Source organism: Peptoniphilus catoniae, from assembly GCF_901447155.2.
Classification (GTDB): domain Bacteria; phylum Bacillota; class Clostridia; order Tissierellales; family Peptoniphilaceae; genus Peptoniphilus_E; species Peptoniphilus_E catoniae.
Genome location: NZ_LR588413.1, coordinates 344,231 through 357,201, shown reverse-complemented (window position 1 = coordinate 357,201; position 12,971 = coordinate 344,231). Strand labels below are relative to the sequence as shown.

The window sequence follows — 12,971 nt, the reverse complement described above, 5'->3', positions numbered from 1 at the left end:
GGTGGACCATGTTTATATTAGTCTTTGTTTTTTCTTTACTTGGAATAATTTGTGCCGATAAATTTAATATAAGCTCTTTATTAGCACTTGCTTTTATCGGACTTTTAGGTTTTTTATATAAAGACTTTAGTAGAAAAAACAGATTTTTAATAGTACTGGCACTTGTATTTTTAATAAATGTTATTTCTCTAAACTTTAAAAACTCCATTATTCTTGATGAAAATGTAACTATAATAGGAACGATAGTAGAAGACAGTTTAAAAAATAATAGAAGGTATGTTTTAAGAGATAAATTTTTTAACAGGTATTTAATTTATTCAGAAGAGCCTTTAAATTTGGGTGACAAGGTAAAAATAGAAGGTAAATCTAAAAAACCTTTAGGCAAAATGAATGACTTTGATTTTAATTACAGGGGATATTTAAAGTCCAAGGGGATAAATTATATTATCTATGTAAACAAAGTTGATTTTTTGGGAAAGTCTTATTTGAATAATTTAAAGTCAGGCTTCAGAGACTATGTAAAAGCTTCCTTAAGGCCCTTAAGTGAAGATAATAAAAAAATAATTTTAGCTGTACTCTTAGCCGATTCCGACTATATAGATGATGGGAGGAAGTTAGATTTCAGACAGGCGGGGCTTTCTCATATACTTGCAATGTCAGGACTACATATAGGATTAATTCTTCTAATAAGTGAAAAGCTTCTGGAGCTTTTAAAATTTTCAAAGATTAAAAGAAGACTCTTTTCTCTTTTTATAGCCTTTAGCTACATATATTTGGTCTTTATGCCCCTTGGTGCATTAAGGGCATATTTAATGTATCTCTTTTTGTTTTTATCTTTTATTTTTAAAAAGAAGTACAGATCTATCGATGCGCTTGCTTTAAGTGGGACACTTACACTTTTAATAAATCCTTATGCCTTTTATTCTCTCTCCTTTCTTCTTAGTTATTTAAGTGTTTTGGGAATAATTTTATTTTATAGGAGGTTTAATATTTTATTTAAGAGGAGGAAATTCTCTTCTTCTTTAGCCTTAACTTCTTCTGTAAGTTTAATGATTTTGCCCGCTTGTCTTTATTATTTTAATGAATTTTCTATTTTAGGATTTATTTCCAATTTAATAGTTTTACCCTTTTATACCTTTGCAATAGTTTTGTCTTATTTAATGGTGATTTTTAACTTTGCCTCTTTTATCCTTGCACCGTCTGTTAACTTAGCTTTGGACTTGTCAAATTTTATTTTAAGCTTTATTAATAAATTAAACTTTATAAATTTAAACCTCTTTACTCTAAGCCCGGCATCTCTTGTAGTTTATTATTCAGCAATAGCTTTATATTTAGTAAGGGAAAAATTTAAAGGATATTATAAATTTAATAAGGCTGTTTTTGTGTCAATGGTAGGAGTCTTTATTTTAAGCTTTTCTATTTATTATTATAATTATTGCAGAAGCTATGAAATGGATTTTTTATATGTTGCACAAGGTGAGTCGACTTTAATAAGAGATGGCAATAGTTATACAATGGTGGACTTGGCAGGGTCCTTTAATAGGGACTATAGAAGTGGAGAGATTTATACCCTTAAAGCTTTAAGAAGTAAGGGAATAAAGAAAATAGATAATTTATTTATCAGCCACTTTGATTTGGATCATTCTGACGGACTTTTTGATATAATAGACTATGTAAAGATAAAAAATGTATATTTGCCCTATTATGAGGACAATGAATATGTTGACTTGTTAAAGAAAAAGGCGGACAAGGTTTATCTTTTAAAAACCGGAGATAGGTTTAAGTTAAAAGATCTTAATATTAAAGTTATATCGGCGTCTTTGGAAAAGTTTAAGTCCAATGATAAATCTATGGTGTTTTTAACGGACTATAAGGGCTTTAAATCACTTTTTACAGGAGACATAAGTGAAGATAGGGAGAAGTTTATAAATGTAAATGCCGACCTTTTAAAGGTCCCTCATCACGGGTCGAATACATCAGGGTCACAGGAATTTTTAGAAAGAGTTAATCCAAAGTTTGCCACTATAAGTGCAGGCCTTGATAATATTTATAACCACCCCGGAAATGAGCTGATAGATAGGCTTAATGCCCAGGGAATAATTTGGAAATCCACTAATTTTAACGGGGGAATAAAACTTAAAATCACAGGAGACAGGATTACATTTAAGGGTTATTTAGATAAAGAACCTTTAGATTTAACATTTCTTATAGCTTGGATTATTCTTTTAATATTTATAATTAAGTATGGTGAATATTTTGCAGTACAGGGAAATTTACAGAAGAGAAATTAAGGGAGCTTTTTTTTTCTTCGGCTATGAAAAACTTTTATTAAACAATACCTTGGAATATTTAATAAAAAAGTATACAAAATCGGACTTTAGAAGCTTTAATTTAATCTATCTAAATGGGGAGGAGCTTAATTTAGAGGGGCTTATAGGCGCCTGCGAGACTCTGCCTGTTTTTGATAATAAAAAGCTTATTATAGTTAAAAATTCTTTTAATTTCAGTCTTGAAGTAGGAGATAAACTTTTTAATTTTTTAGATAACTTGGCGGATTATGTGATACTTATTTTTTTAGATGATGATGATAAAATTGACAAAAAAAGAAAGTTTTACAAGTACTTTAAGAAAAATAATTTAACTGTTGAGTTTGAGAAGTTAAAGGGGCAAGATGTAAATAGATTTGTTAGAGAATATTTTATTTTAAAGAATCGGGAAATAGCAAATACCGATCTTATTTATCTGGTGGAGAAGTCTGGTTATAAGTCCAGAAATCTTGACTTGAATCTTTATGATTTAAAAAATGAAATGGATAAGATTTTTTCTCTGGCTAAAGGCAAAATTATAACAAGAGAGGATATAGACAAATCTATAAGCGAAAATACTGATTCAAATATATTTAACTTTTTAGATGCCTTATCCTCAAAAGATACATCGAGGGCAATAAGGGAGTATGCTTTCCTTAGAAAATTAAATGAACCATCTCAAAGAATTTTATATATGATTATAAGACAAATTCGCCTTATGATGCTTTATAAAAATTTAAATGAGCTTGGTTATAAAAGCTCTGAAATTTTAAAAAAGCTATCTATTAGTAGCTTTGAATTTAATAAAATTGCAAATTTTTCCAAAAATTTTAAGCTTAATGAGCTTTATAAAATACATAGTGAGCTTTTAAGGACGGACAATTCTTTAAAAACTACTTCCTTATCTCACAAGGTTTTAATAGAAATGCTTATAGTTCAAATTACAGGATAAATAAAATAAACCTGAGTCTCTCTCAGGTTTTGTTTTATATATAAATGCAAAGATGTTACATTTTCAGCTTATTTGTTAAGTTTTTTAGCAAGTCTTGACAACTTTCTTGAAGCTGTATTTTTATGAATAACATTTTTATGAGCTGCTTTTTTAAGTTTTTTATCAACAGTTTTTAATAGTTCTCTTGCTTCTGAAATGTTTTCTAATTCTAAAGCTTGTTCAAATTTTTTGATAGCTGTTTTTACTTCAGTTTTAACTGATTTATTACGTTCAGCGTTTCTTTTTGCAACATCAATTCTTTTAATAGCTGATTTAATATTTGCCATGTAATTCACCTCCACAATTTTTAAGCTCTTTGTATTCTACCACGATAAATAGAGCTTTGCAAGATTTATCTTATTCTGAAAAAGTCAAGCTCTACCTGATTGCTAAGATCAAGACCTTTTTTTGTAAGTCTTATGCCTTCTTTTGAAGATTCTATAAGTTTTGCATTTATATTTTTTTCGATTTCTTTTTTATATTCTGATTCAAAGTCCAGGTTAAAAGCTTTGTTAAAATCTTTTATATTAAGACCGTCATTAATTCTAAGGGTCATAATAATATATTCGTTAATTCTGTCTTCTTTTGATAAAGCTTCCACTTCATCAACGGCGGATTCTTGGTTATTTAAATTTTCTATATAGGTTTTAAAGGAATAGCTGTTGTTAAATCTGAAGTTTTCTATATTTGAATAGGCACTAAGTCCAAGTCCCAAATAGTTTTTAAGCTTCCAATATCTAAGATTGTGTCTTGATTCATATCCAGGCAGGGCAAAATTTGATATTTCATATTGCTTAAGACCTAAATGCTCAAGCTCATTTACAATATAGTGATACATATTTCTATCCTCTGTTTCATCAGGGAATAGATATTTATCCCTATTATTATAAAGAGGGGTTCCCTTTTCCAGTATAAGAGAATAGTAGGATATATGCTTAGGTTTAATATCTTTAATATAATCTATACATTCTTTTACATCTGAAAGCTTTTGATAGGGAAGGGCGGACATAAGATCTAAACTGAAATTTTTTATCTTGCACCTTTCAAAGAGGTCAACAGCTTTTAAAATATCATCCTTTTTATGAATTCTCCCTATAAGGGATAAAAGCCTATCATTAAAGGATTGTGCACCTAGAGAAAATCTGTTAACTCCGGCAGCCTTGTAGCTAAGAAGCTTATCTTTAGTTAAGGAGTTGGGATTTATTTCAATAGTTATTTCTCCGGTATTTTTTAAATCATTGTAGACCTTGACTCTTTTTAAAATTTCTTCTATATATTCTTTTTTTACACAGGAGGGGGTTCCTCCACCTATAAATATACTTTCTATTTCCTTGTCCTTAATAAAACTTCCATATAGATCTATTTCCTTATAAAGGGCATGAAAGTATTTATCGGCAAGGTCCTCATTTAAAACAGATGAACAAAAGTCGCAATAGTAACATCTGCTTTGGCAAAAGGGTATGTGAAAGTACAAGGACAAATCCTTAGAAGATTTTATTTCTTTTAAAAAATTAATTTTCTTCATCAAACTTAAGCACTGTAAGAAAGGCTTCTTGTGGCACTTCCACATCTCCAACCATTCTCATACGTTTTTTTCCTTCCTTTTGTTTTTCAAGAAGCTTTCTCTTTCTTGAAATGTCTCCTCCGTAACACTTGGCAAGTACGTCCTTTCTAAGGGCTCTTATAGTTTCTCTTGCTATTATTTTGTTGCCTATTGCAGCCTGAATGGGAACTGCAAATTGATGTCTTGGAATTACGTCTTTTAGCTTTTCACAAATTTTTCTTCCCTTTGAGTAGGCTGTGGATTCATGAACTATAATAGAAAAGGCATCTACCAAATTTGAGTTAATAAGTATGTCAAGCTTAACAAGATCTGATTCCTGATAACCTTTAAATTCATAGTCGTAGGAAGCATAACCTCTCGTCTTCGATTTAAGAGCATCAAAGAAGTCATATATAACCTCATTAAGGGGAAGATCATATCTTATAAGGGCTCTTGTTTCTTCCAGGTATTGCATATCAATGTAGGTGCCTCTTCTGTTTTGGCAAAGTTCCATTACAGAACCTACATAGCTTGTAGGAGTCATAATTTCAGCCCTTACTATAGGCTCTTCCATTAAGGCTATTTCACTTGGATCAGGTAAATTTGAAGGGTTTTGAATTTTAAGGACGCTTCCGTCAACCTTTGTGATTCTGTATATAACTGATGGAGCAGTTGTAACTAAATTAAGATCAAATTCCCTTTCAAGTCTTTCCTGAATAATTTCCATGTGAAGTAAGCCTAAAAATCCGCATCTAAAACCAAAGCCAAGGGCAACAGATGTTTCCGCCTCAAAATCAAGGGCGGCATCATTAACCTGAAGCTTTTCAAGAGCATCTCTAACTGCCGTGTACTCTTCTCCTTCTCCCGGGTAAATTCCGCAATAAACCATAGGCAGAACTTTTTTATATCCAGGGTAAGGTTTAACATCCTTGTTGCCGGCGGAAATTATAGTATCACCAACAGTGGCTTCCTTTACATTTTTAATACTTGCGGCTATGTAACCCACATCACCGGCACTTAATTTATCAAGAGGCATATGACCTGATGTTGTTACTCCAACTTCAACAACTTCAAAAGTTTTTTTAGTTGAGTACATTTGAATCATATCACCTTGCTTTATAGACCCATCTCCCACTCTTACATAACATATTACGCCTTTATAGCTGTCATAATAGGAGTCGAATATTAATGCCTTAAAGGGGGCATTTTCGTCGCCTGAGGGGGCGGGAATGTCACTTATTATTTTTTCTAGCACCTTGTCTATACCGATTCCGTTTTTTGCTGATACTAAAGGAGCATCTTCACAGTCAAGTCCTATAATATCTTCAATTTCTTTTTTTACTTCATCAGGTCTGGCACTGGGAAGATCTATTTTGTTAAGTATGGGAATAAGCTCCAAATCTTGATCAATTGCAAGGTAAACATTGGCAAGGGTTTGAGCTTCAACGCCTTGAGAGGAGTCCACAACTACAAGGGCGCCTTCACAGGCTGCAAGGGATCTTGAAACCTCATAATTAAAGTCGACATGTCCGGGAGTATCTATAAGGTTAAATATATATTCATGACCATCTTTAGCCTTATAGACTAAACGGACAGCTTTTAACTTAATGGTGATACCTCTTTCCCTTTCAAGGTCCATTGAGTCTAAAACCTGTTCGTCCATTTCTCTTTTAGTAAGGGTACCGGTGTCTTCTATAAGTCTGTCGGCAAGAGTTGATTTGCCGTGATCAATATGTGCAATTATTGAAAAGTTTCTAATATAATTTTGTCTATTAGTCATCAGTACCTCCTATAATTCCAAATTGAGAAAGGGGCCAGTAACGAAACCTTACTATACCTCTTATACTTTTTCTTGTAATGGGACCGAAGGCTCTTGAGTCTGCGGATTTGCCTGGAAGTCTGTTGTCTCCCATGACAAAATACTCATCCTTATCCAGAGTCCAACTGTCTAAATTATAAATTCCCGTTTCAAGACCATCCTCAATATAATTTTCAGTGAGTTTTTCATCGTTACGATAAACATTACCATCATGTATTTTAATTGAGTCACCGGGTTTTCCTAAAATTCTCTTAATATACTCCTTATTTTCTTCAATAGGGGAGTCAATTATAACGACATCACCATAATCAGGATCCCTGTAGTAAAGGGGAAAGACTAAAGAGATAAGTCTATCTCCGTCTTTGAAGCTGGGATTCATAGATACTCCGCTTACAGCATTAGATGAAAAAACAAAGGTCCTTATAAGTAAAGCCAAGGCTATTGCAAGGACAAACATAATAATGTAGCTGAAAAAACTTTCTTTCTTTTCTTCTTCCATAATCTATAATTACTCCTAATAAATTTATAAAATATAGTCTTAAATATCTAAAACAAGCTATTACATTTTAACACAGTTTGAAAATAATTAAAACTTAAAGGGATTTTAATAAAATCAAAAATACTTTCAATAAAAGTATTGACAATCTTTGACCAAGCGTGTATTATGTAAACATAAGCTTTAGCACTCAGCATAAAAGAGTGCTAACAATAAGGTGATATTATGGATAAGAGAAAGATAGAAATTTTAAATGCGATAATAAATTCCTATATTGATTCTTCAAGTCCTGTAGGCTCAAGAACCCTATCCAAAGATTTTAATTTGGGAGTCAGTTCTGCAACAATCAGAAATGAAATGGCTGACTTGGAGGATTTAGGTTATCTGAATAAGCCTCACACTTCGGCAGGCAGAGTGCCTTCCGATAAAGCTTATAGATTTTTTGTAGATGAGTTAATAAGGAACGACTCTATATTTGAATATGACAATGAAGATTTTTCCCATATAGAAGATAAACTTCTTGATGATGTAAGGGGAATGAGTGATATTTATAAAAATGCCGTAAAGGTATTGGCTGATATGACAAACTCTACATCCTATCTTGTATCATTGGAAAAATCCGACACTAAAATCAAGCTTATACAACTGGTTAATATTGACGAAAATACAGTTCTTTTAATAATAGTAGGGGACAAGGGAGTTGTTGATCATCAAAGAATAGACCTTGAAGAACCCATTGATGACTTTGTTCTTTCTAAGATATCCGACCAGCTTAATGAATATCTTGTAGGTGTTGATTTTGAAAAAATTTCAAAAATAAAAATAGTCTTAAAGGGAGACTTAGTAAGGTACAGTAAGTTTATTTTAGATATAGTGGCTGAAATATCAAAATTTAATGATAAAATAACCGCTTCTGATTTCTATTATGATGGGCTTACCAACATACTAAACTACAAGGAGTATTTTGATGTAAAAAGAGCTCAAGAATTTATGAGCTTTATTCAAAATGAGGATTCCTTACTCAGTATAATTAGCGACCCAAAAGACGATACGGGATTTAGTGTAATAATTGGAAATGAAAATTCAAATAGTCTGCTTAGGAATAACTCCATAATAAAGTCAAGCTTTGGGTTTAAAAATAAGGCCAGAGGAGTTTTAGGAGTTATAGGACCGATAAGAATGAATTATAAAAAGCACGTAAGGGCCGTTTGGGCAGTTAGTTATAATTTAACAAAGACAATTAACAGTATTGTGAGGTGATTAAATGACTGATACGAATAAGATAAATGAAGAAATTATAGATGATAATTTGGATTCTGAAGAAATAAAAGAAGAGCTTGTGGATAATGATTTAAATGAGTCTTGTGATGAAAATCCTCAAGATAAAACAGACAAGGACTTTGAAGACCTTAAGGATAACTTCGTTAGACTACAGGCGGATTTTATAAACTTTAAAAGAAGAACTGAACAGGAAAGAAGTGATTATATAGAACTTGGTTCCATAAAGGTTTTAAATAATATTCTTTTAGTAGTTGATAATTTTGAAAGAGCACTTGAATCACAAACTCAGGATGAAAATTATAAAAATGGAATTGAACTTATCTATAAGCAAATAATTGATCTTTTAGGAAAGTTTGATGTAGTTGAAATGGAAGCTGAAAACAAGGACTTTGATCCCAATTTACATCACGCCGTTATGGTGGAGGAAAAAGATGGTGTAAAAGAGGGAATAGTATTAGAAGTTTTACAAAAAGGATATATGATTGGTAAAAAAGTACTTAGACCGGCAATGGTTAAGGTATCTAAATAATCTCTTAAGGAGGATTTATAAATGGGAAAAATAATAGGAATTGATTTAGGAACTACAAACTCTGCAGTAGCAGTTATGGAAGGTGGGGACTCAATAATAATCCCCAATATAGAAGGTAATAGAACGACACCATCAGTTGTTGCATTTACAAAGGATGGAGAAAGATTAGTAGGAGAAACGGCAAAAAGACAAGCTATAACAAACCCTGATAGAACCGTTCAATCAATTAAAAGGGAAATGGGCTCAGACCACACTATAAAAATTGACGGAAAAACTTACACTCCTCAAGAAATTTCAGCTATGATACTTCAAAAGTTAAAATCAGACGCTGAAAGCTACTTGGGAGAAAAAATTACTGAAGCTGTAATTACAGTACCTGCTTATTTTACAGATGCACAAAGACAAGCTACAAAGGACGCAGGAAAGATTGCAGGTCTTGATGTAAAAAGAATAGTAAACGAGCCTACAGCAGCAGCACTTGCTTATGGCGAAGACAAAGACAAAGACGCTCAAACCATTATGGTATATGACCTTGGAGGAGGTACCTTTGACGTATCAATTCTTGAAATGTCAGATGGAGTATTTGAAGTACATTCTACAAGAGGTAACAACAGACTTGGTGGAGATGACTTTGACAATAAGCTAATTGATTATATTGCAGCTGAATTTAAGAAGGAAAATGGAGTTGATTTAAAGGCTGACAAAATGAGTCTTCAAAGACTTAAGGAAGCAGCAGAAAAAGCTAAGAAGGAACTTTCTTCAACAATGTCAACAAATATCAACTTACCTTTTATTACAGCTACAGCTCAAGGACCTTTACACCTTAATATGGACCTTACAAGAGCTAAATTTGACGAATTGACAGCTGATCTTGTAAAAATGACAGAAGGACCTGTGAAGGATGCTTTAAAAGATGCGGGACTTTCAGCATCAGATATAGATAAGGTACTTTTAGTAGGAGGTTCAACAAGAATCCCTGCAGTACAAAATTGCATAAAGAAGTTAATAGGCAAAGAAGCACAAAAGGATATAAATCCTGACGAATGTGTTGCTCTTGGAGCTGCAATTCAAGGTGGAGTTCTTTCAGGCGATGTTAAAGACTTATTACTTCTTGATGTTACACCTTTGTCCCTAGGTATTGAAACTATGGGTGGAGTTACTACAAGATTGATTGAAAGAAACACTACAATACCTACTAAGAAATCACAAATATTTACAACAGCAACAGATAATCAAACATCTGTAGATATTCACGTACTTCAAGGTGAAAGACAAATGGCTTCAGACAACGTAACTTTAGGAAGATTCCAACTTGAAGGTATAGCTCCTGCCAGAAGAGGAATACCTCAAATAGAAGTTACCTTTGACATTGATGCCAACGGTATAGTAAATGTTTCAGCAAAGGATCTTGGAACAGGTAAGGAACAAAAAATCACTATAACATCTTCAACTAACCTTTCTGACGATGAAATCGAAAAGAAGGTAAAGGAAGCTGAAATGTATGCACAAGAGGACTCTAAGAAAAAAGATCTTATTGAAAGCAGAAACAATGCAGATTCAATGATTTATCAATCAGAATCTACTCTTGAAGAAGTAAAAGACAAGATAAAAGCTGAAGACAAGGAAAAAATACAAAAAGCTATTGAAGATCTAAAGGCAGTTAAGGATTCTGATAACGTAGATGAAATTAAGGCCAAGACAGAAGAATTAACCAAGGCATTTTATGCAGTTTCAGAAGAATTATATAAACACACACAAGAACAAGCAGGACAAGAAGCAAACAAGAAACCTGAAGAAGATGTAGTAGATGCCGACTACGAAGTTGTAGATGAAGACGAAGAATAATATTTAAAATAGAGCTAAATCTTCTATAGATTTAGCTTTATTTTTTTACATAAACAAGGTACAATATAAAACTAAAATGAGGTGAAATTTTGAGGGATTTTTATGAAATCCTTGAAGTCGAAAGAAGTGCAAGCTTAAAAGATATAAAAAAATCCTACAAAAGATTGGCAAAGAAATATCACCCTGACCTTAATCAGGGAGATAAAGAGTCTGAGATGAAATTTAAAGAGATAAATGTGGCCTATGAAGTTCTTTCAGATGAAGGCAAGAGAAGAAACTACGACTTATACGGAGAAGAAGGGGTAGGCGGAAATTATCAGGACTCAGGTTTTGGAGGATTTTCAGACATATTCGGAGATATTTTCGATATGTTCGGAGGAGCAAGCTATAGAGATTCGTCAAGATCAAGGGCAAAGGATATGCCCAGACAGGGTAGCGATATAAGGTATGACATTTCACTAGACTTTAGGGAAGCTGTTTTTGGAACAGAAAAAGAAATAAATGTAAGAAGAAGGGAAACCTGTTCTGAGTGTCATGGAGATGGTAAAGAACCGGGAACAGAAAAACACACCTGTGATAAGTGTGGTGGAAGTGGACAAGTTCAAATAGAAACGTCATCAGGATTTGGGAGATTTATAAGAGTTGCCACCTGTGATAAATGCGGCGGAAGCGGAGTTATAATAGAGCACCCTTGTAAAAAATGTAACGGTCAGGGTAAGGAAACAGTAACTAAAAAAATCAAGACCAAAATACCTGCAGGTGTAGATAATGGAACTGTAATATCCATGTCCGGAGAAGGCAATGCAGGGGAAAACGGAGGACCCAACGGAGATCTTTATATCTATATAAGAGTAGCCGATGATTCCGTATTTAAAAGAAACGGCTATGACCTTCATATAAATATGCCAATAACTTATATGGATGCAGTTTTAGGAGGCACAATAAAGGTTCCCACTCTTACTAAGTTAAAGGACTTTGAAATACCAAAGGGAACTCAAGGTGGCACAACCTTCAGACTCAAGGATGAGGGTATAAAAAAGGTAAGAGGATCAGGTAAGGGAGATTTATACTTTACAGTTGATATAATAGTACCTAAAAAGATAAATGAAGAGCAGGAAAAACTTTTGGAGGAGCTTAGAAATAAAAGCGATAGTGCTGAAAATGAAGAGAAGGGTTTCTTCAGCAGAGTCAAAGATTTTTTTGAATAGACAATATCTTATGATCTTGTCTATTTTTTTATAAAGGAGAAATTATGAAGTACATTGATTTTTCGATAAAGTCAAAAATAGAAAACAGAGAAAATATATTAAATATTTTATACTCAATGGATATTTATGTATTTGAAGAGTACGGGGAACACATTTTACAAGAGCTTAACCAAGATGAAAAAAGCTGGGACTTTATAGATAAGGATGTTTTTAAACTTGACCCTAATGAGCTTATAATAAAAGTTTATTTCTCCCCTGAAGAAAAGGACAAATATCTGGAGCTTGAAAGGGTTTTAAAAGAAAAAGGATTTACAGATCTTTTAATAAGAGAGGAAGATGATGTAGACTGGTCCAATAATTGGAAGAAATATTATCACACTCTTGAAATAGGAAAAAAGATTGCCATTAAACCTTGCTGGGAAGTCTATGAAAATAAAGATAATAGAGTAATAGTAGAGATAGACCCCGGAATGGCTTTTGGAACAGGTAGTCATGAAACCACCTATTTATGCTTAGAAGCTTTAGAAAAATATATAGAACCTCAAGACAAGGTATTTGACATAGGTTGTGGAAGCGGTATACTTGCCATAGCTGCTATAAAGCTTGGAGCTGAGTCCGCCCTTTGTGTAGATATAGATGAAAATTGCATAAAGGCAAGTAAAAACAATGCAAAGCTTAACAAGGTTGATGATAGAATAACTATTTATAAAGGTAATCTCCTAGATAAGGTAGAAGGAAAAGCGGACGTAATTATATCCAATATAATTGCAGAGATAATAGCTGAGATGATCCCAAAGCTTAACTCTCACTTAAATAAGGGAGGAAGATTTATCCTATCCGGAATAATTCATGATAAGATAGGCCTTATAAAATCAGCCTTGGAGAGAGAAGGACTTGAGCTTGTAGAAATCAAAGAAAAAAATGAGTGGGTAAGGATTATAGGTAGGAAATAA

The 12,971-nt window shown here is 32.8% G+C and carries 11 protein-coding genes; 7 read left to right on the top strand and 4 right to left on the bottom strand.

Annotated elements, in window-relative coordinates:
* Nucleotides 1-8: 8 nt before the first annotated feature.
* On the top strand, nucleotides 9-2,291 hold the full coding sequence (locus PEPCATONIAE_RS01940) for a DNA internalization-related competence protein ComEC/Rec2 (RefSeq protein WP_180339337.1): 2,283 nt from the start codon (nucleotides 9-11) through the stop codon (nucleotides 2,289-2,291).
* A complete protein-coding gene (gene holA, locus PEPCATONIAE_RS01935; protein ID WP_180339336.1) occupies nucleotides 2,257-3,258 on the top strand; it encodes a DNA polymerase III subunit delta in 1,002 nt (333 codons plus the stop codon). The genes PEPCATONIAE_RS01940 and holA overlap by 35 nt, the downstream gene beginning before the upstream one ends.
* Before the next feature lie 68 nt (nucleotides 3,259-3,326).
* Here the strand turns inward: holA and rpsT are convergent, their stop codons facing one another.
* From rpsT to lepB, 4 genes are all read right to left on the bottom strand, one after another.
* Nucleotides 3,327-3,584, bottom strand: a complete 258-nt coding sequence (gene rpsT, locus PEPCATONIAE_RS01930) for a 30S ribosomal protein S20 (RefSeq protein ID WP_138159298.1) — start codon at nucleotides 3,582-3,584, stop codon at nucleotides 3,327-3,329.
* A gap of 65 nt (nucleotides 3,585-3,649) precedes the next feature.
* Nucleotides 3,650-4,822, bottom strand: coding sequence for a radical SAM family heme chaperone HemW (hemW, locus tag PEPCATONIAE_RS01925; protein ID WP_138159297.1), 1,173 nt, complete (start codon nucleotides 4,820-4,822; stop codon nucleotides 3,650-3,652).
* Complete coding sequence (lepA, locus tag PEPCATONIAE_RS01920; protein ID WP_138159296.1) at nucleotides 4,809-6,620, bottom strand: translation elongation factor 4; 1,812 nt, start codon at nucleotides 6,618-6,620, stop codon at nucleotides 4,809-4,811. Before lepA ends, hemW begins: the two co-directional genes overlap by 14 nt.
* Nucleotides 6,613-7,158, bottom strand: a complete 546-nt coding sequence (gene lepB, locus PEPCATONIAE_RS01915; RefSeq protein WP_138159295.1) for a signal peptidase I — start codon at nucleotides 7,156-7,158, stop codon at nucleotides 6,613-6,615. Before lepB ends, lepA begins: the two co-directional genes overlap by 8 nt.
* 222 nt (nucleotides 7,159-7,380) lie before the next feature.
* Here lepB and hrcA point away from each other — a divergent pair, with 222 nt between their 5' ends.
* From hrcA to prmA, 5 genes are all read left to right on the top strand, one after another.
* Nucleotides 7,381-8,415 (top strand): heat-inducible transcriptional repressor HrcA, encoded by a 1,035-nt coding sequence (hrcA, locus tag PEPCATONIAE_RS01910; protein ID WP_138159294.1) that lies wholly within the window; start codon nucleotides 7,381-7,383, stop codon nucleotides 8,413-8,415.
* Between the two features lie 4 nt (nucleotides 8,416-8,419).
* Nucleotides 8,420-8,965, top strand: coding sequence for a nucleotide exchange factor GrpE (locus tag PEPCATONIAE_RS01905; RefSeq protein WP_138159293.1), 546 nt, complete (start codon nucleotides 8,420-8,422; stop codon nucleotides 8,963-8,965).
* A gap of 21 nt (nucleotides 8,966-8,986) precedes the next feature.
* On the top strand, nucleotides 8,987-10,810 hold the full coding sequence (gene dnaK / locus PEPCATONIAE_RS01900) for a molecular chaperone DnaK (protein WP_138159292.1): 1,824 nt from the start codon (nucleotides 8,987-8,989) through the stop codon (nucleotides 10,808-10,810).
* Nucleotides 10,811-10,899: 89 nt separating this feature from the next.
* A complete protein-coding gene (gene dnaJ / locus PEPCATONIAE_RS01895; RefSeq protein WP_138159291.1) occupies nucleotides 10,900-12,018 on the top strand; it encodes a molecular chaperone DnaJ in 1,119 nt (372 codons plus the stop codon).
* A 44-nt stretch (nucleotides 12,019-12,062) separates the two neighbouring features.
* Nucleotides 12,063-12,971 carry a 50S ribosomal protein L11 methyltransferase gene (gene prmA / locus PEPCATONIAE_RS01890; protein WP_138159290.1) on the top strand — a complete coding sequence of 303 codons (909 nt, stop codon included), beginning with the start codon at nucleotides 12,063-12,065 and terminating at the stop codon, nucleotides 12,969-12,971.

Excerpts from the sequence above, each read along its gene's own strand:
- PEPCATONIAE_RS01940 (WP_180339337.1), top strand. The coding sequence starts at position 9 with ATGTTTATATTAGTCTTTGTTTTTTCTTTACTTGGAATAATTTGTGCC.
- rpsT (WP_138159298.1), bottom strand. The coding sequence starts at position 3,584 with ATGGCAAATATTAAATCAGCTATTAAAAGAATTGATGTTGCAAAAAGA.
- hemW (WP_138159297.1), bottom strand. The coding sequence starts at position 4,822 with ATGAAGAAAATTAATTTTTTAAAAGAAATAAAATCTTCTAAGGATTTG.
- lepA (WP_138159296.1), bottom strand. The coding sequence starts at position 6,620 with ATGACTAATAGACAAAATTATATTAGAAACTTTTCAATAATTGCACAT.
- lepB (WP_138159295.1), bottom strand. The coding sequence starts at position 7,158 with ATGGAAGAAGAAAAGAAAGAAAGTTTTTTCAGCTACATTATTATGTTT.
- hrcA (WP_138159294.1), top strand. The coding sequence starts at position 7,381 with ATGGATAAGAGAAAGATAGAAATTTTAAATGCGATAATAAATTCCTAT.
- PEPCATONIAE_RS01905 (WP_138159293.1), top strand. The coding sequence starts at position 8,420 with ATGACTGATACGAATAAGATAAATGAAGAAATTATAGATGATAATTTG.
- dnaK (WP_138159292.1), top strand. The coding sequence starts at position 8,987 with ATGGGAAAAATAATAGGAATTGATTTAGGAACTACAAACTCTGCAGTA.
- prmA (WP_138159290.1), top strand. The coding sequence starts at position 12,063 with ATGAAGTACATTGATTTTTCGATAAAGTCAAAAATAGAAAACAGAGAA.